The 18,401-nt window shown below is 67.1% G+C and carries 17 protein-coding genes; 13 read left to right on the top strand and 4 right to left on the bottom strand.

Features of this window, described 5'->3' with window-relative positions; all coding sequences use genetic code 11:
• The first annotated feature begins 174 nt into the window (after window positions 1-174).
• Together AB0L82_RS02520 and AB0L82_RS02525 are read left to right on the top strand one after the other, a co-directional pair.
• On the top strand, window positions 175-2,553 hold the full coding sequence (locus AB0L82_RS02520; protein WP_364629855.1) for a hypothetical protein: 2,379 nt from the start codon (window positions 175-177) through the stop codon (window positions 2,551-2,553).
• Window positions 2,550-4,370, top strand: coding sequence for a hypothetical protein (locus AB0L82_RS02525; RefSeq protein WP_364629857.1), 1,821 nt, complete (start codon window positions 2,550-2,552; stop codon window positions 4,368-4,370). The genes AB0L82_RS02520 and AB0L82_RS02525 overlap by 4 nt, the downstream gene beginning before the upstream one ends.
• A 16-nt stretch (window positions 4,371-4,386) precedes the next feature.
• Here AB0L82_RS02525 and AB0L82_RS02530 read toward each other — a convergent pair whose 3' ends face one another.
• Entirely contained in the window at window positions 4,387-6,441 is a 2,055-nt protein-coding gene (locus AB0L82_RS02530) for a glycoside hydrolase family 15 protein (protein ID WP_364629860.1), read from the bottom strand.
• A 65-nt stretch (window positions 6,442-6,506) separates the two neighbouring features.
• Here AB0L82_RS02530 and AB0L82_RS02535 point away from each other — a divergent pair, with 65 nt between their 5' ends.
• Together AB0L82_RS02535 and AB0L82_RS02540 are read left to right on the top strand one after the other, a co-directional pair.
• Window positions 6,507-6,743, top strand: coding sequence for a hypothetical protein (locus AB0L82_RS02535; RefSeq protein ID WP_364629863.1), 237 nt, complete (start codon window positions 6,507-6,509; stop codon window positions 6,741-6,743).
• Window positions 6,744-6,895: 152 nt separating this feature from the next.
• Window positions 6,896-7,150 carry a hypothetical protein gene (locus AB0L82_RS02540; protein WP_364629866.1) on the top strand — a complete coding sequence of 85 codons (255 nt, stop codon included), beginning with the start codon at window positions 6,896-6,898 and terminating at the stop codon, window positions 7,148-7,150.
• Between the two features lie 5 nt (window positions 7,151-7,155).
• Here AB0L82_RS02540 and AB0L82_RS02545 read toward each other — a convergent pair whose 3' ends face one another.
• Complete coding sequence (locus AB0L82_RS02545) at window positions 7,156-8,214, bottom strand: M48 family metallopeptidase (RefSeq protein WP_364629868.1); 1,059 nt, start codon at window positions 8,212-8,214, stop codon at window positions 7,156-7,158.
• A gap of 70 nt (window positions 8,215-8,284) precedes the next feature.
• Here AB0L82_RS02545 and AB0L82_RS02550 point away from each other — a divergent pair, with 70 nt between their 5' ends.
• The 7 genes from AB0L82_RS02550 (at window position 8,285) to AB0L82_RS02580 (ending at window position 13,119) form a co-directional block, all read left to right on the top strand.
• Window positions 8,285-8,374 (top strand): Ms4533A family Cys-rich leader peptide, encoded by a 90-nt coding sequence (locus AB0L82_RS02550; protein WP_324192512.1) that lies wholly within the window; start codon window positions 8,285-8,287, stop codon window positions 8,372-8,374.
• 199 nt (window positions 8,375-8,573) lie between these two features.
• Window positions 8,574-9,614: a sulfate ABC transporter substrate-binding protein gene (locus AB0L82_RS02555; RefSeq protein WP_364629871.1), complete on the top strand. Its 1,041-nt coding sequence runs from the start codon at window positions 8,574-8,576 to the stop codon at window positions 9,612-9,614.
• A 35-nt stretch (window positions 9,615-9,649) separates the two neighbouring features.
• Entirely contained in the window at window positions 9,650-10,534 is an 885-nt protein-coding gene (gene cysT, locus AB0L82_RS02560) for a sulfate ABC transporter permease subunit CysT (RefSeq protein ID WP_364629874.1), read from the top strand.
• Window positions 10,531-11,340: a sulfate ABC transporter permease subunit CysW gene (cysW, locus tag AB0L82_RS02565; RefSeq protein ID WP_364629877.1), complete on the top strand. Its 810-nt coding sequence runs from the start codon at window positions 10,531-10,533 to the stop codon at window positions 11,338-11,340. The genes cysT and cysW overlap by 4 nt, the downstream gene beginning before the upstream one ends.
• Entirely contained in the window at window positions 11,337-12,350 is a 1,014-nt protein-coding gene (locus AB0L82_RS02570) for a sulfate ABC transporter ATP-binding protein (protein ID WP_364629880.1), read from the top strand. Before cysW ends, AB0L82_RS02570 begins: the two co-directional genes overlap by 4 nt.
• A gap of 212 nt (window positions 12,351-12,562) precedes the next feature.
• Window positions 12,563-12,874, top strand: coding sequence for a hypothetical protein (locus AB0L82_RS02575; protein WP_364629883.1), 312 nt, complete (start codon window positions 12,563-12,565; stop codon window positions 12,872-12,874).
• The gene (locus AB0L82_RS02580) at window positions 12,826-13,119 is read left to right on the top strand and encodes an MTH1187 family thiamine-binding protein (RefSeq protein ID WP_364629886.1); all 294 of its coding nucleotides are present in this window, start codon (window positions 12,826-12,828) and stop codon (window positions 13,117-13,119) included. The genes AB0L82_RS02575 and AB0L82_RS02580 overlap by 49 nt, the downstream gene beginning before the upstream one ends.
• Window positions 13,120-13,181: 62 nt before the next feature.
• On the opposite strand, the gene AB0L82_RS02585 is transcribed toward AB0L82_RS02580, so the two are convergent.
• Entirely contained in the window at window positions 13,182-14,546 is a 1,365-nt protein-coding gene (locus tag AB0L82_RS02585; RefSeq protein WP_364629889.1) for a nucleobase:cation symporter-2 family protein, read from the bottom strand.
• Window positions 14,547-14,727: 181 nt separating this feature from the next.
• Here AB0L82_RS02585 and pucL point away from each other — a divergent pair, with 181 nt between their 5' ends.
• Window positions 14,728-15,648 (top strand): factor-independent urate hydroxylase, encoded by a 921-nt coding sequence (gene pucL, locus AB0L82_RS02590; protein WP_364629892.1) that lies wholly within the window; start codon window positions 14,728-14,730, stop codon window positions 15,646-15,648.
• Between the two features lie 25 nt (window positions 15,649-15,673).
• Here the strand turns inward: pucL and AB0L82_RS02595 are convergent, their stop codons facing one another.
• On the bottom strand, window positions 15,674-17,197 hold the full coding sequence (locus AB0L82_RS02595; protein ID WP_364629895.1) for a helix-turn-helix domain-containing protein: 1,524 nt from the start codon (window positions 17,195-17,197) through the stop codon (window positions 15,674-15,676).
• A gap of 117 nt (window positions 17,198-17,314) precedes the next feature.
• Between AB0L82_RS02595 and AB0L82_RS02600 the strand changes: the two genes are divergently transcribed.
• Window positions 17,315-18,394 (top strand): CobW family GTP-binding protein, encoded by a 1,080-nt coding sequence (locus tag AB0L82_RS02600; RefSeq protein ID WP_364629898.1) that lies wholly within the window; start codon window positions 17,315-17,317, stop codon window positions 18,392-18,394.
• Window positions 18,395-18,401: the final 7 nt, after the last annotated feature.

The raw sequence follows: 18,401 nt of genomic DNA on the forward strand, positions 1-18,401 counted from the left end.
CTGGGGCTTCCGTACTGATATGCAGGGTGACAAGCTATGTGTCGCACGGCTGTACACACCGGCTCCTACCTGGTGGATGTGACAGACCGGGTATCCGGAAATAGGGTGTGAAACGAGTTTGAAGACGGCGGTCCGCCAGCGGCGGACCGCCGATCCTTGAGAGCGGGAGCCTGTATGACGCGTGAGCGGCCTATCGACGACGACGCATCCGGGACGGGCGACGATTACGCGGGCGATACCGCATACCAGATCGCCAACGGTGTGGCGCGCACGGCGAGGGCTGGCGCGTATGTGACGGGTGGAGCGCTCATCGCCTCCGCGGGGACGCGCAGCGGCGACGGTCCGGCTCCGGCCATCGACCATGACAGCCGCAATGTGAGCTGGCAGCAGGCCAACGATCCGCAGCCGGACGTGCCGAGCCCGACCCTCACCTTCCCGGACCTCACCGCCGACCAGCTCCCGCCCGCACACCTGCCCACCGGCATGCTGCCGGTCGCCACGCAGGACAATCAGCACTACGGCACCGATGCCGGACTGCTCCCGGCCGACTACGGCTCACAGCCCTCCGCCGATACGAGCATGTCCGGATTCAACGGCGTCGGCATTCCGGACACCGATCTGCCGCTGTCCTTCCGGCTGCCCGACTATCAGCAGCAGCCCGGATACGAACTGCCCAACGGCGGCGGACCGGTCGACTCGAATCAGCCCTGGGACCCGCAGCAGCCGGGCAACGGCGATTCGGAATGGCAGCTGCCCGATACCGATGGCTCCGGTGGTGGTTGGCAGATCCCCGGTGCCGATGGTTCGGGCTGGCAACTGCCCGGCGCGGACGGTTCGGGCTGGCATATCCCGGGCGCGGACGGCGGCGGCGGTTTCGGCTGGCAGATGCCGGGCGGCGACGGCGGCCATGGCTGGCAGATTCCGGGCGGCTTCAAGCTACCCGGCGCGGACGGGCACCTACCCGGGATGGGGAACCTGCCCGGAGCGGGTGATCCCATCGGAAGTGGTTCGCACGGCGGCATTTTCGACGGTATCGGCGACGGCCCCGTCGGCATCGCGATCGATACCAACTGGGCCGTGAACATGCATGTCGGCCTGGACGGCGTGCACTTCGAATCCAACCTGCAGGTCAATATCGGCGTCGGCAATGTCGGCCATCAGCTCGATCAGTTCACCCAGGATATGGGCCAGGGCATCGGGCACATCCCGAATGGCATCGACCCGAACGGCAATCCGCTGCCCGCCGGTTCCGCGCCCTGGGGCAGTGATGCGGTGAACCCGGGCGCGCAGACCACCGGCGCGAATCTGCCCGGCCAGCAACCCAATTCGGCGACCGCGTCGGCCACCGACCCGCACGGCCCCGGAGCCGGTGTGCCGGGTGCGGGTATCGGTGCGCCGGGTGCGCACGGTGGCGGAACCGGTTCGCACGGAACGGGTTACGGCTCACACGGCGCGGGAAGCGGTGCGCCGCTGGGTGGTTCGACCGGTGCGCCGGGTACGGCTCCCGGCTCCTCCTTCGGCCTGCCCGCCGGCGGGACGGGTGCGCCCGCACCCGCCTATGTGGCCCCGGCCGCACCCGCGCCGATCGCGACCCCGGTCGCTCCGGCCGCGCCCATCGTGGTCGCCCCGGTGGTGCCCGCCGCCGTCGCCCCCGTCGTGGTGGCTCCGGTCGCGGTGGCGCAGCCGGTGGTCGCGACCCCGTTGCAGACCACCATTCAGCCCGATGCCGCACAGCATCCCATCGCGAATCTGCTCACCACGCCGAGCCAATCGCCGCTGTACGCCTCGGCGGCCCAGGCGCCCGCGCTCTTCGAACACCACGGCAATCATCCGGTGCTGCTGGCCAATGGCGGCCATCCGGACGTGAGCACGATCGCCAAGCCCACACCGGTGACCACCGAACCAGGCACCACCGTGCCCAAGATCAGCGTGCCGCCCAAGACCGATCCCGCGCTCACCACGGTGCCCTCGGTACCGGTGACCACCAAGATCCCGGGCATCACCGATCCGACCACGACCAAGCTGCCCGGTATCACCCTGCCGACCACCACCGCGCCGCACACCACGGCACCGCACACCACGGTTCCGCCGGTCACCACGGATCCGGATACCGGCACCACGCGCCCGAACACCGGCGGTGACACCGACGGCCACAGCACCGCGCCGACCATCACCCCGCCGAGCGATACCGTTCCCACGCATCAGCCGCCGGTCACCAATCCGTCCCATCCGAGCTCGGACGCGACGGTGCCGACGGTCGCGCCGACCGTGCCCCCGGTGACGCTGGATCCGCCGGCGGCCACCGTACCCGCGGTGCCGACCGGACAGCCCCAGACCAACCCGCCCAAACCGCAGGACGCTCCCAAACCGGCGAAACCCATTGCCGAGGTGAATGATTCGGGTCAGCACCTGATGCCGATCGCGGACGATTCCGCACTGCATCCGGTCTACCTGATGCATGACGGCGGCCTCGGCAGCCACCTCATCACGGACGGCAGTCTCACCGACAGCCACTTCCCGGTGCATGCCGCGTTCGACCATACGCTGCTGTGAGCGGTGTCGAACGCCTTGTCGCAGTGAAGAATCCGGACACGATGGGCCCGTTGCTCGGGTTGCTCGACGAGCTGCTGGAGCCGGTGCACGCCGCGGGCCGCGCGGATCTGGCCGGACGGCTGGGCATCGCGCGCGCCCGGCTGTCCGATCCCCGGGTGCGCCTGGTCGTGGTCGGTGAGTCCAAGAGCGGAATGAGCACGCTGGTCAACAGTCTGATCGGCGCGCCGGTGAGCGCGACCGACAGCCCGTCCAGCGTGCCGGTGATCGCCGAGTACGGACCGCATTCCAGCGCCACCCTGGTGCGCGCCGGTAGTGGTGGCGGTGTGGCCGAACGGCAGTCCGTCGATCCGCGGCAGGCGGTCGCCGAATCGGCCGCCGGTGGTGTGCTGCGGGCCGAGTTCACCGAGCCCAGTGCGCTTTTGGCGGAGGGCTTCGTGCTGCTGGACGCACCGGGTTCGCCCGCGGACACCCCGGCCACCTGGTCGCTGCTGGCCGTCGCGGACGCCGTGCTCTACGTGGCCGATGCGGCGCGGCCGTTCACCGCCGGGCAGATCGGGCAGCTGCAACGCATTCAGCAGGTCTGCCCGACGGTCGTCTGCGTGCTCAACAAGATCGATCAGTATCCGCAGTGGCCCGAGGTGCAGCAGCATGACCGGCGGCTGCTCGACGCCGCCGGGCTGGCCTTCGCCGTCGCACCCGCTTCGGCGCGGCTGCACGAGCACGCCCGCTCCACCGGCGATCAGCAGCTCGATCTGGAATCCGGTGTGCCGCAACTGCTCGATCATCTGCGCGACTATGTGCTCGGCAATGCCGACGCCGTCGCCGCCGATGCCGCGGTGCGCGATATCGGGCTCATCAGCGATCATCTCGCGCTCGCGCTGCGCACCGAGGCCGAGACGCTGCGCGATCCGCGCCGCTACGGCGTCATCACCGAACAGTTGCGCCGCACCCGCGAGGAAGCCGAACAGCTGCGCCAGCGCACCGCGAACTGGCAGGTCACCCTCGCCGACGGCGCGGGCGAATTGATGGCCGACACCGAACATGATCTGCGCCACCGGCTGCGGAGCCTGATCCGCGATGCCGAGGCCGACATCATGAAGCGCGATCCGGCCCGGCGCTGGGCCGAGTTCGGCGCGGACCTCGATGCCAAGATCTGCGAGGCGGTGGAGGAGAACTTCGTCATCGCGCACTACCGCTCGGTGGAGCTGGCCGAGCAGGTGGCGGCGAAATTCCCGGACCGCGGCATCCCGACACCCGAACTGCGCCTGGACAATCCGGGCGAGGTCGGTGAGGTGCTGGAACCGGTCACCTCGCTGGATAAACTGGACAGCGCCAAACCCGCTGTGGCGCAGCAGTTCCTGAATATGCTGCGCGGCTCCTACGGCGGCGTCCTGATGGTCGGCCTGGCCACCAGCCTGCTCGGCATGTCCCTGGTGAACTGGTACTCCGCCGGTGCGGGCGTACTGCTCGGCGTCAATGCCCTGTGGGACGACCGCAAATCGCGCAAACAGCGCCGCCAGGCCGAGGCCAAGGTCGCCGTCGCCCGCCTCATGGACGATGTGATCTTCCAGGTCAGCAAGGAATCGCGCTACCGCCTGCGCGCGGTGCAGCGCAATCTGCGCGACCACTTCACCGAAATCGCCAATGAGACACTGCGTTCGGTGGACGCCTCACTGCGCGCCGCCGAGGAGGCCGCCGCCGTGCATTCGGGCGCGCGCCGCGAACAGCGCCTCACCGAAATCGAGTCATCGCTGGTTCGCCTGCACGATCTGCGTGAGCGCGCCGATGCCCAGGGCGGCGGAAACCCTTCGTACTGAAGGGTTTCCGCGCCGGTCAGGACCGGCCGGGGTGGGCCGGGTTGAACTGGCCGGAGTGGTGCGATTCCTCGGCGCGGATGACGTGCATGACCGCGTTGATCAGCGCCAGATGGGTGAAAGCCTGCGGGAAATTGCCGAGGTGGCGGCCGGTACGGGTATCGATCTCCTCGGCGTAGAGCTTGAGCGGGCTGGCGTAGCCGAGCAGGCGTTCGCACAGTTGGCGGCCGCGCGCCAATTCGCCGATCTCCACCAGCGCGGACACCAGCCAGAACGAGCAGATGGTGAAAGAGCCCTCCTCGCCGGACAATCCGTCATCGGTGGTATCGGTGCGGTAGCGCAGCACCAGCCCGTTCTCGGTGAGTTCATCGGCGATGGCGAGCACGGTGGCGCGCACCCGATGATCGGTGGGCGGCAGGAAGCGCAGCAGCCCCACCAGCAGCAGTGAGGCGTCCAGATTGTCGCTGCCGTAGGTCTGGGTGAAGACCCCGGCCTCGTTCACGCCATTGTCGAGCACGTCCTGCCGGATCTCGTCGGCGATGTCATGCCACTTCTTGGCGTAGTCGAATTCCCCGTGCCACTCCGCGAGTTTCGCGCCGCGATCCAGCGCGACCCAGCACATCACCTTGGAACAGGTGAAGTGCTGCGGCTCCCCGCGCACCTCCCAGATGCCGCGATCGGGATTGCGCCAGTTCTCGATCGCCGCCTGCACCTGCCGTTCCAGCATGGGCCACAACGTCTCCGGGACCTGCTGCCGCGATTTCACGTGCAGGTACACCGAATCCAGGATGGTGCCCCAGATATCGTGCTGTTCCTGGTTGTACGCGCCATTGCCGATGCGCACCGGCCGTGCGCCGTCGTATCCGGACAGGTGCGAAAGCTCGGATTCGGTGATCTCGCGCTCGCCGCCGATACCGTAAAGCACCTGTAGCGGAAGGGCTTTGCCGTTCCCCGCGGTGGTGACATCGTGCAGGAAGGCGAAGAAATCATCCGCTTCGCGATCCAGGCCCAGCGTGTACAGCCCCCACAGTGCGAACGTCGAATCGCGCACCCAGGTGTAGCGGTAGTCCCAATTGCGTTCCCCGCCGGGGGTTTCCGGCAGCGAGGTGGTGGCCGCCGCCATCAGCGCGCCGGTCGGCGCGTAGGTGAGCCCCTTCAGCGTCAGCGCGCTGCGCTGCAGGTAGCCGCGCCACGGATGATCCGGGAAGCGCCCCAGTGTGATCCACTGCCGCCACGCCTCGGTGGTGGTCCACATCTTCTCGGCGGCTTCCTCGAAAGTCTTGGGCGGCTCCAGATCCGACCAGGACAGCGCCACGAAGACCTGGTCGCCCTCCTTCATGCGGGTCCGGGCACGGGCCTCGCGCCCCTCCAGCCCGAGCCGCAGATCGGTGGTCAGGGTCAGCGACGGGCAGCCCTCGCGCTCACTGCTGGCGGTGGCCTGTTCGTACACGTCACCGCTGTACTCCCAATTGGCCGCGCCCAGGTGGTAGTCGAAGGCGGGTTCACAGCTCATCTCCAGCTCGACCACGCCGTTCACGCATTTCACCGTGCGCAGCAGCATGTGCTCGGCGTCCCAGTCCATCGGGGTGCGCTTATGCGAGCGGCTGCGCGAGCGATTGTTGTGCCACGGCCCGAGCACCAGGGCATCGCGCACGATGAGCCAGCCGGTCTCGGTCTGCCAGGTGGTTTCCACGATCAGCCCGCCGGGCAGATAGCGTCGTGCGGCGGGCACATTGCGCCCGTACGGCCCGATCCGGAAGTGTCCGGCGCTGCGGTCCAGCATGGACCCGAAAATGCTGGGGGAGTCCGGTCGTGGCACGCACATCCACTCCACCGAACCGTTGCGGGCGATGAGGCAGTTGGTCTCGCAATCGGACAGGAACGCGTAATCGTCGATGGGCGGGAACGGCGAATAATGGCCGGTCCCGGTCGCCGAGGGCAGGAATCCGTCATTGAGCGGGGCATCCGGCCTATCGGTCGAATCCCGCGGCGGGTCGAAGGACTCGCCGCCGAGCGTGCCTGTCTCGCTACCCAGCGGCCGGGTGTCGGACTCCGGTTCGTCGTAGGACTCCATGTACACATCTTCTGTCCAATCAGCCCGAATCGTCCACCATCGCGTCTTCGGCCTAGGCTGATGTCGTGCATCGGATCGCAGGATGGTGGGACGGCGTCGAACTATGGGTGGCCGGCCTGCCGTTCGTCCCCCAGTTCGCCGTGGTGCTGGCCGCCATGGTGCCGGTTTGTTTCGCCATCGCCTACGTGCTCGATCGCGTGCTGCGGGTTGCGCTGCGCGCACTGGGCCGGGATCGGGTGGCTGCACAGGAGGCCGCGGCGCCCGCCGCGCAGCCGCGTCGTATGCGTAAGGAAGCCGCCTGATGCCCCGCTCTCGTGTTCAGCTCGCTCTGATCGCGCTGCTCGTACTGGTCGTCGTCGCTTGGCTTTTCGCGCGCTGAGTTGGTCGGTTGTTCATCGGCTGAATCGCCACTGGTGACCCACTTTGTCGGATGCTGCGCGTACGCTGCTGCACCATGTCAACCGATGAAGGCTTGGAACTGGAGACGTTGCTGTCCGAGGAGGACTTCGAGGAGGAGCCGCGCCTGATCGCGACTCACCTCGCGGGCCCGGACGAGGTCATCGAAATGGTGAAGGCGGCGCAGCTGCTCGGCCTGGGCGTCCGCCTCGTCAATCGCATCCGCCCCGATGAGGAGGATGCCGAGAGTGCCACCGAAGAGTGGATTCTCGACATCCTGGAAGCCCCGCCCGTTGTCGAAGGCGACGAGTAACCCCGTCAGTTCTTCGTTTCCCCGTCCCGCCATTCGCTGAAACGCTTCCCGATCTTCGAAACCGTTTCGCCCACTTCCTGACCCACCGTGCCGACCGCGGATCCGACATCGCGTCCGAGGTTGCGCACGGTGCGGATCAGCGGATCCTCGGATTGATCGAAGTTCTGCCGGTACGCCCGTGCCGCCTCCTTGACCTGATCGCTGATCTTCACGTTCCGGTCGTGCTCGCGCAGCGGGTACTGCCCGGACAGAATTCGGTCGTAGTCACCGCTGGTGATCCAGCGCCGCAGTTCGGCCGCGCGCAGCACCGAGAACGGGTGCGTCTGCAGTTCCAGATTCAGCAGTTTCAGCACGCCGTCGCGCAGATCGCCGGTGCGGTCGTAGTCATCGGCCTGCGCCAGGAAGGCCGCATGGCTCATCTGATCCACGCGCGAGCCGCCCGCCAGCTTCATATGCACCCGCACGGACGCGTCGACGTCCTGTCCGCACAGCAGTCCCGCGCGGTCCCCCGACAGTTCGGATTTGCGGCTCCACTCCATCAGCGCGGCCACGATCGCGCGTAAAGCCCAGCCGCCCACCGGAACCCAGCCGATGCCCGCGGCCAGATTCATCAGATGCATGAGCATGGTCCGGTACACCGCGTGCCCGGACAGCGCGTGCCCGAGCTCATGGCCGACCGCGAAGCGCAGCTCCTCGGGATCGAGCAGATCCAGCAGTCCGGTGGTGAGCACGATGAACGGCCGGTCCATACCGATGGTGAAGGCATTGGCCGTGGGGTCCTGGAGCACGAACAGCTCCGGGGTGGTCTTGGCGTCCAGGATGCGCACCGCGTCCGCGCGCAGCTGGTGAATGTTCTTGAACTGCCGCTCATCCACCCGCACGGCGGAGGCCAGATACAGCAGCCGATGCTGGCGTTCGGCCAGCAGACCGGACAGCGTGCGCAGCAGCACATCGAAACCCGAGAGCGAGCGCAGCGCGACCAGCGCGGTGCGGTCGGCCGGATGCTCCCAGGCGCGGGTCGAAATGCCGGGGAACTCCCGGCGGACTCGATCAGGACTTGTCATAGGTGGATCCCCCGTGTGCATACTCACAGTGATTCGCGGCCGTACCGGCCGCTCTGCTACAGTCTGCCGCGTGTCGTCGAGTGTTGTGCCCCAGGTCCGCCATGAATTGGCGTTGATCGCTGTGGGCTGCCTCGTGGTCGCGGACATTCACTGTCGCTGATTGCCGACCGGGCACCGCTGCACGTCTGAAGTAGACTGGCGCGCGCACCTTTCGCAGTAGTTCCCGGATCCCAGACGGTCCCGATTCCTCATCTCGGACCGCAGCGCCACCGTCGCCTCATAACGACGGGTCTACGGCATCACCTCATTACCCGCCTCCCCGGTGTCCACCCGGCGGGTTTCTCGAAAGGTCCACCCCGATGTCTCGCAACTCCCGGCTTTCTCGCCGATCTATCGCCGTCGCCCTGACCGCGGTCGCAGCCACCGTGCTCACCGCGTGCGGCGGCGGCGCGAGCGATTCCTCCGACAGTTCTGCGGCGGACGGCAGCGGCGGCACCCTGAACCTCTACGCCTACGCGGTCCCGAAGCCGGGCTTCGACAAGGTGATCCCGGAGTTCAACAAGACCGATGCCGGTAAGGGCGTGCAGTTCCAGGCCTCCTACGGCGCCTCGGGCGATCAGTCCCGCAAGGTGAAGGACGGCGCGGAAGCGGACGTCGTGAACTTCTCGGTCGAGCCCGACGTGACCCGCCTGGTGGATGCCGGTCTGGTCGACGCGAGCTGGAACGCGGACGCCAACAAGGGAATTCCGTTCGGCTCGGTCGTTGCCATCGTGGTCCGCAAGGGCAACCCGAAGGGCATCAAGAACTGGGACGACCTGCTCAAGCCGGGCGTCGAGGTCGTGACCCCCAACCCGTTCTCCTCGGGTTCGGCCAAGTGGAACCTGCTCGCGCCGTACGCGGCCAAGAGCGACGGCGGCAAGAACCCGCAGGCCGGTCTGGACTACCTGTCGCAGCTCATCTCCCGCGATCACGTGAAGGTGCAGCCCAAGTCGGGTCGCGAGGCCACCGAGACCTTCCTGCAGGGCACCGGTGACGTGCTGCTGAGCTATGAGAACGAGGCCATCTTCTCCGAGCGCAACGGCGATCCGATCGAGCACTTCATCCCACCGGTGACCTTCAAGATCGAGAACCCGGTCGCGGTGCTCAAGAACAGCAAGAACGCCGCCAAGGCCACCGCCTTCAAGGACTTCCTGTACACCCCCGCGGGCCAGAAGGCTTGGGCCGGCGCCGGTTTCCGCCCGGTCGACCCGAAGGTCGCCGCCGACTTCGCCAAGGACTTCCCGGCCCCGCAGAAGCTGTGGACCATCGCGGACCTCGGCGGCTGGAAGGCTGTGGACAAGGATCTGTTCACCAAGGACACCGGCACCGTCGCGGTGATCTACGACAAGGCCACCAAGTAGTCAGGTGACCTGGGACACAGGCGATACTCGATACCGTGAGTGACAGCAGCACGAGCGCCGGGACCGATCAGGGTCCCGGCGTTTCGGTAGACAAGAAACCCAAGCCGGGCCGGTCCTGGCTGCGGGTGACCGGGTCGGTCGGCCCGATCGGCATCGCCACGTCGGTGCTGTGGCTCAGCATCATCGTGTTGCTGCCGCTGGCGGCGCTGACCTACAACTCCTTCGGAGACGGCTGGTCCGGCTTCTGGGATGCGGTCACCGCGCCGTCGGCGATCGATTCGCTGAAGGTGACGATCTTCGTTTCGGTGATCGTCGCGGTCGTGAACGTCATCATGGGCACCCTGATCGCCTGGGTGCTGGTGCGCGACGAATTCCCGGGCAAGGGGATCGTGAACGCGCTGATCGACCTGCCCTTCGCGCTGCCCACCATCGTGGCCAGCATCGTGCTGCTGGCGCTGTACGGGCCGCGCAGCCCGATCAACGTGCATCTCAATGCCACCCAGCCGGGCATCATCGTGGCGCTGGCGTTCGTGACGCTGCCGTTCGTGGTGCGCTCGGTGCAGCCGGTGCTCATCGAGGTCGACAAGGAGGTGGAACAGGCCGCCGCGTCGCTGGGCGCGGACAACTGGACCACCTTCCGGCGCATTCTGCTGCCGACCCTGGCCCCGGCCATCATCAGCGGCGGCGGGCTCGCGTTCGCCCGCGCCATCGGTGAATACGGATCGGTGGTGCTCATCGGCGGCAATATTCCGCGCGAGACGCAGATGGCCTCGCAGTACATCCAGCAGCAGATCGAGATCGACCGGCCGGTCAACGCCGCCGCGGTATCGGTCGCGCTGCTGGTGATCTCGTTCGTATCCCTGCTGGTGCTGCGCTTGTTCGCCGACCGGACCGCCCGCAAGGAACAGGAATCGCGATGAAACTCGCTCCGTGGACGCGGATTTCGCTGCGCACCATCGCGCTCACCTATCTGGGTGTGCTGCTGATCCTGCCGCTCGTCATCATCTTCTGGCGGACGTTCGAGCGCGGTGTGGGTGCGTTCTTCGATTCCATCACCACCCCGGCCGCGCAGTCCGCGCTGCAACTGTCGCTGGTGATCGTGGCGATCGTGGTGCCGATCAATGTGGTCTTCGGTGTGCTCACCGCGCTGGCGCTGGTGCGCGGAAAGTTCCCGGGCCGCAACCTGGTTCAGGGTCTGGTCGATCTGCCGTTCGCGGTTTCGCCTGTCGTGGTGGGTGTTTCGCTCATCCTGCTGTGGGGTGCGCACGGCTGGTTCGGCGGACTGGAGAATCACGGCATCAAGGTGATCTTCAATCTGCCGGGCATGGTGCTGGCCACCATCTTCGTGACGCTGCCGTTCGTAGTGCGCGAGGTGGAGCCGGTGCTGCACGAGATCGGCGACGATCAGGAGCAGGCCGCCGCGACACTGGGCGCCTCGCGCTGGCAGACGTTCTGGCGCATCACGCTGCCCGCCATCCGCTGGGGCCTGACCTACGGCATCGTGCTCACCGTGGCGCGTGCGCTCGGCGAATTCGGTGCGGTGATCATGGTGTCCACGGCGCTGCCGGGTAAATCGCAGACGCTGACGCTGCTGGTGCACGGGCGATACACCAACGATCACAACACTTTCGGCGCGTACTGCGCGGCGACCCTGCTCATGGGAATCGCCCTCATTGTCCTTCTTCTGATGACTCTCCTCGAACGCAAGCGGGGCACTGCCAAATGATCACCGTGACCAATGCCAACAAGCACTACGGGACCTTCGCCGCGCTCGACGATGTCAGCCTGGACATCCCGTCCGGTGAGCTGACCGCGCTGCTCGGGCCGTCCGGATCGGGCAAGTCGACGCTGCTGCGGTCGATCGCGGGACTGGAGACGCTGGATTCGGGCATCGTCACCATCGCCGAACGCGATGTGACCAATGTGTCGCCGCAGAAGCGCGATATCGGATTCGTCTTCCAGCACTACGCGGCGTTCAAACATATGACCGTGCGCGACAATGTGGCGTTCGGGCTCAAGATCCGCAAGCGGCCCAAGCCGGAGATCAAGAAGAAGGTCGACGATCTGCTGGAGATCGTCGGGCTCGACGGGTTCCAGCATCGGTATCCCGCACAGCTTTCCGGCGGTCAGCGGCAGCGCATGGCACTGGCTCGCGCGCTCGCGGTCGATCCGCAGGTGCTGCTGCTCGATGAGCCGTTCGGTGCGCTGGACGCGAAAGTCCGTGCGGATCTGCGCACTTGGCTGCGGCGGCTGCACGAAGAGGTGCACGTGACCACCGTGCTGGTCACGCACGATCAGGAGGAAGCCCTCGATGTGGCCGACCGCATCGCGGTCATGAACAAGGGCCGCATCGAACAGGTCGGCACCCCGGAAGACGTCTACGACCGTCCGGCAAACGATTTCGTCATGTCGTTCCTGGGCGCGGTGGCCAAGCTGAACGGACATCTGGTGCGCCCGCACGATATTCGCGTCGGCCGCGATCCCTCCATGGCATTGGCCGCGCACGAGGGCACCGCGCAGTCGGCGGGCGTCACCCGCGCCACCGTGGAACGAGTCGTGCACCTGGGCTTCGAGGTGCGTGTCGAACTGCGCAACGCCGCCACCGGCGATATTTTCACCGCCCAGGTCACCCGCGGCGACGCCGAGGCACTGCACCTGGCCGAAGGTGAGACCGTCTACGCCCGCGCCACCCGCATTCCGGAACTGCCGGTGGCCGAGCCCGTCAAGGCGCTCTGACCACACACGCCCGACCGTCATCCCGGCGTGCCAGCACCACCAGTCATCCCGGCGTGTTTTTGGCCGGGATCCACCGGTATCGGTGCGACACGCCGGGCGTGAGGGTGCGAACCTTTCCTGGAGCTTTACCAATCGGTGATCGATGCGCGACGCTGTTGGCAGCAGTGGATACCGACCACTCGTTCCGCGATCGACCGATGGAAGGCCCGCACATGGCCTTGACCGAATCCGAAGCCCGGGTGCTCGCCGCCCTGTCGCGGCCGGAATTCCCGGCCGCGCTCACCGTCCGGCAACTCTGTGCCGCAACGGGTCTCACCGCCGGCGCGACCCGCCGCGCACTGCACGGCCTGTCCCATACCGGCCTGGCCCTGTCCACCCTGCACAGTCCGGCCACCTGGCAGGCGACCCAGCGCGGTCGGCTTACCATCCATACGCCGATCTATCGCGACTACCTCACCCGCAGGAGGCCACCGCCATGCTCGCCGCATTCTCGATCACCCCTATCGGCGCAGGTGAAGACGTAGGCGAACCGGTGGCCGCGGCCATTCGCGTGATTCGCGAAAGCGGGCTGCCCAACCGGACATCGGCCAGTTTCACCGAGATCGAAGGCGAGTGGGACGAGGTCTTCGCCGTCATCAAGAAGGCCACCGACGCCGTGCTGGCGGTATCGAACCGGTGCAGCATCATGGTCAAAGCCGATGTCCGGCCCGGATATGACGACATGCTGACCGCCAAGGTCGCGACCGTCGAGCGCTACCTGAGCGACTAGCTGAGCCGAGGCCGCGAAATCCGTGGAATTCGCGGCCTCGCTCCCCGATGAGGAGGCGGGGTTCAGGCGGGAATCGGGTCCTGGGGCTCCGGTTCCGCGGGCGCGGGTTCGGTTGCGCCACGGGCGATGTCACCGAGCTTGGTGTGGTTCAGCAGCAGGTTCAGCGTGAAGGCGGTGGCGGCGGCCAGTGAGATACCGCTGTTCAGCAGGATCTGCGCCGAGGTCGGGAACTTGTCGAACATGCCCTTGGTGAGCACCGGAACCAGGCCGACGCCGATGGACACCGCGACGATGCTGAGGTTCACCCGGTCCGAGAGATCCGCGCGGCGCAGGGTGTCGACGCCGATCACCGCGATGGTCGCGAACAGCACCAGGCCCACGCCGCCGACCACGGGCTGCGGCACCGCCGCGACCACCGCGCCGAAACGCGGTACCAGGCCCAGGATTATCAGCAGCGCACCGCTGACCGCCGTCACATAGCGGCTGTACACCCGGGTCGCGGAGACCGCGCCGACATTCTGGTTGAAGACCGTATCGATGAATGAGCTGAAGACACCGGCCAGCACCGCCGAGAGCCCGTCACCGATCAGGCCGCGCGCCACATCCCCGCGCTCCAGCTGCTTGCCGGTGATCTCGCCGATGGCCAGCATGCTGGCGGTGGATTCGGCGAAGACGACGGCCATCACGATGCTCATGGCCACCACCGCGGCGATGGGGAATTGCGGTGCGCCGAAATAGAAGACGTGCGGTGCGCCCAGCCAAGCCGCGTCCGAGACGCCGTCCAGTTTGATCAATCCCATCGGGATGGAGATCAGCACACCGACGATCAACGCGATGAGAATGCCCAGCTGCGACCAGATGCCGCGGCCGAATACGGTCCCGATCAAGGCGATGAGCAGCACCACCGCGGCCAGCACGATATTGGAGATCGCGCCGAAGGACGGCGCTTTCGGATTGCTGCCCACAATGAGCCCGCCCGCCACGCCGATGAGCGATACACCCACCACCGTCAGTACGGTTCCGCTGACCAGGGGCGGGAAGAACCGCACCACCATGGCGAACGGCCACGCCAATGCGATGCCGACCAGACCGCCGATGAGCATGGAACCGTAGACGGCGGGCAGGCCGTACTGCTTGGCGATCAAGATCATCGGACTCATCGCCACGAAGGTCGCGCCGGTGATGATCGGCAGCCGAGCGCCCGCGATCCGGCCCAGCCCGAGGCTCTGGATGAGCGTGATGATGCCCGCCACCAACAGGTCCGCGCTGATCAGCAATCCGACGGTGGCCTTGTCCAGCCCGGCGGCCGCACCGAACACCAGAGGTACGGTCACACAGCCGGTGTACATGATCAGCACGTGCTGAATACCGAAGGCCAGCAGTCGATGCCAGGGCAATCGGGTGTCGACGGGATGGGGCGTGGTCATGAAGGCTCCTTGCGGCGCGTGCGGTTGATTCAGGCTAGGCAGTCGTCGCGGTGCGGCGGTTTGTTCGAAATGCCAAGCGGAGCGCGGATCGCGTGCGGTGTTTTGTCTTCCGAACCAGCGTGTGCGGCGGCGTCGATCCGCCACAGTGGGGCAAGGTGTTCATCGACCACGGGAGGCGACCATGACCGAGTTGACCGGCAAGATCGTGCTCGGCCCGCATCAGTATGGCAAGGCCGAGAACCGGGTGGTGCGCATCTATCGCGACACCGCGCGGCATGAGATTCGCGATCTGAACGTATCGTCCTGTCTGCGTGGGGCTTTCGACGAGGCGCATACCGCCGGTGATCAGGGCGGGGTGCTGCCCACCGATTCGCAGAAGCAGACCATCTTCACCTACGCCAAGACGCACGGCGACGGCAGCATCGAACAGTACGGGCGGGCACTGGCCCGGCATTTCGCCGATGACATCGCGACGGTCGAGTCGGCGCGCATCGAGATCGAGGAATTCGCGTGGCAGCGGGTGCCGGTGGACGGCGCCGGCCACGACCACACCTGGACCCGGGTCGGCCCGGAGGTCCGCATCGCCGCCGTCACCGTCACGGGAACCGGTGCCGCACAAAGGGAATGGGTGATCGGCGGCGTCAAGGATCTGGTCATCCTCAAATCCACCGGTTCGGAATTCGCGGGCTTCCTCACCGACGAATTCACCGTCCTGGAACCCTCCTACGACCGCATCCTGGCCACCAGCCTCACCGCCCGCTGGCGCTTCGCCACCGATCCGGACGATTGGAACGCCACCTACGACGGCATTCGCGCGGTCATGATCGCGAAATTCGCCACCCTGCACTCGAAGGCATTGCAGCAGACCCTCTACGAAATGGGCCGGGCCGCCCTCGAGGCATACCCTTGCCTCGCCGAAATCCGCATGTCCGCCCCCAATAAACACCACTGGTCTTTCGACCTGTCCCGCTTCGACGTCCCCAACAACGGCGAAGTCTTCTACGCCGACGACCGCCCCTACGGCCTCATCCAAGCCGCGGTCCTGCGCGAAGACGCCCCGGACGCGGGCACCGCCTGGGAGCCCTACACCGGCGCGGTCTGATCGCTCCGCCACCCCGGCCGACCTGCTACGCCGGGGTGGCGTGCGCGGTGAGGGTGCGCATGGCGAGGTACAGGTCGAGGCGGTCGTCGAGGTGGCCGAGGTCGCGGCCGGTGAGTTCCTCGATGCGGCCGATGCGGTAGCGAACCGTGTTGAGGTGCAAATGCATTCGGTCGGCGGCCTGCCGCCACGAGCCCTCGCAGCCGAGGAAGACTTCCAGGGTTTGCAGTAGGTCCGCGCCGGTTCTGCGGTCGTAGTCCAGGACGGGGCCGAGGACGCGTTCGGCGAAGCGGCGTTGCAGTCCACCCGGGACGGCGGTGAAAAGCCCTACGGCCGTATCGATATCGGCGATGCGGATGCTCACCGGTGCGTCGTCATCCCGTGCGGCGGTGGCGGCCGCCGCGGCGGCGGCGATTGCGCCGGACAGGGATTCGTCCCGCTGCTGCGCGCTGACACCGAAGGCGATGCGGACGCCCCTCGTACCTGGTTCGCCGCCGCCGTCGGAGTCGATGGGCCGCAGGGCGCGCAGAGCGGGAGCCAATCGGCCGAGACGGCGGCGCAGTACCTCCGCCGTATCGTCCTGGGTGCCTTCGGCGATCGCGACGAGTCTGCCCTCGCGATCCACCGAGGTGGTGACGCCGGGCAGGGCATCGTGCAGTGCGGCACGTACCTCGGGAAGCCCTATGACGGTACGGGTTTCGGCTGGATGGAGTTCGCACACCACGGCGACCGCGCGCGTATCGGGGCGATCGGCCGGTGCGGTGGGAAAGCGGTCGATGAGTTCCCAGTCCAGGTGCAGGCGATCCATACTGCGCTGGCGGTAGAGCTCGGCGATGGCGGCGAGGTCGGCGGCGAAGACCTCGGGTTCGGCGGCGGCGGGACGAATCACCAGGTACCAGGCGGTGATTCGATCTCCCGCGCCGACCTGGAGCACGCGCATCGCACCGGTGGTGACGGCGGGCAGGCGGGGTGCGGTCAGCGCGGTGGCGACGATGCGGTCGAGGTCGTCCTCGGAAATCGGTGCGGTTCCGGCGATTACGCGGCCCGTGGCGGTCACCACCCAGGCGGCTATCTCCTGTTCCAGGGCGATATCGGCGATCAGGTCGCCGATATCGCTGCCGCCCGCGACGGCGGCGAGCAGTCGGCGCTGGTGGTCCACCCGGGATTGCACGCGCCGCCAGCGCAATTCGGCGGCCTGTTCGGCGAGGTATTCGATGATGCGGCTGAAGGGCACGCTCTGCGGTGCGGACAGCAGGGGCAGGCCGTGCCGTTCGCACGCGGCGATCACATCGTCGGGGATGTGGCCGTGCAGCGCCTGGCCCGCGATGAGTCCGGCGATTCCGGCCTCGGCGAGCATGCCGATATAGCGGTCCGAATCCGCCGCGGCCTGCCGCCACACCAATCCCGTGCACACCAGCGCGCCCTCGGTCACGAAGGGCCGAGGGTCGGGCATATCGGTCGCGCATACCCGTGCGACCGGTCGGTCCAGTTCTCTCGTATCGCCGTGCAGCAGTCGCATTCGCAATTGCGGCGCAGCGAGTATGTCCCGCACCAGCACGGCGCACCTCCCGTGTTCGGTCCGAATGTCCGCCACGCTAGAACGCGGGTATTTCCGCGCCGTTTCATCCATGCTGCGTCCGCCGCACCGGCCCTCGGTAGGGTGGACCGAATGAGTCGGCGCATCCCCGTTCTGATCGTGGCCGGATTCCTGGGCGCCGGTAAGACGACCCTGCTCAACCGCCTGCTGCGCCATCGCGAGCTGCGGATCGGCGTGGTGGTCAATGACTTCGGCGCGGTGAATATCGACGCCATGCTGGTGGCCGGACAGGTCGACGCCATGGTGTCGCTCGGCAACGGCTGCGTCTGCTGTGCGGTGGACGTCACAGAACTCGACGACCTCTTCGATCGGCTGGCGCATCCGAAACAGCGCATCGATGTGATCGTGGTCGAGGCCAGCGGTCTGGCCGAACCCCGCAATCTGATTCGCATGGTCACCGGCAGCGATAACCCGCGCATCCGCTACGGCGGCCTCATCGAACTGGTGGATGCCGAGCACTACGCCGAAAGCCGCGCCCGGCACCCCGAACTCGACACCCACCTGCGCATGGCCGATCTGGTCGTACTCAACAAGGCGGACCGGGTGGCCCCCGAGGCACTGGCCGCGCTCCGCACCGAGATCACCGACCTCGTCGGACAGGTCCCGGTCTACGCCACCTCGCATGGCCGGATCGAACCCGCGCTACTGTTCGACATCCCGGAGCGTCCCGCCACCGAACTCCGTGTGGGCCAACAGCTCAGCTTCGACGAACTGCTGCTCGAGCATTCGGACGATGAGTACGACGACCATCATTGCGACGGTGACCATGACCATGCGGGGCATCGCCACCTGCATGACGCCTACGAGAGCGTCTCCTTCACCAGCACCGCCGATCTGAACCCGCGCGAACTGATCGCCGTGCTGGAGGACCCGCCCCCGGGTCTGTTCCGAGCCAAAGGCATCCTGGCCTTCGCGGTGCCGGAGGATTCCCGGAAGTTCCTGCTGCACATGGTCGGCCGTCACATCACCATCGAGCCGACCACCTGGTCCCGCAACGAACCCCGCACCAGCAGTCTGGTCCTGATCGGCCCGGGGTTGGACGCCGACCTGATCACCAAGCGCCTGGAATCCACCGTCCACACCGCCCCGGAGCCGCTGGACGCCCACGCGCTCCTGCCCATCTGGCGCTATGTGGCCGCCACCGACGATTAGCCGGCAC

The organism is Nocardia sp. NPDC052001 (genome assembly GCF_040680615.1).
Taxonomy (GTDB): Bacteria; Actinomycetota; Actinomycetes; order Mycobacteriales; family Mycobacteriaceae; genus Nocardia.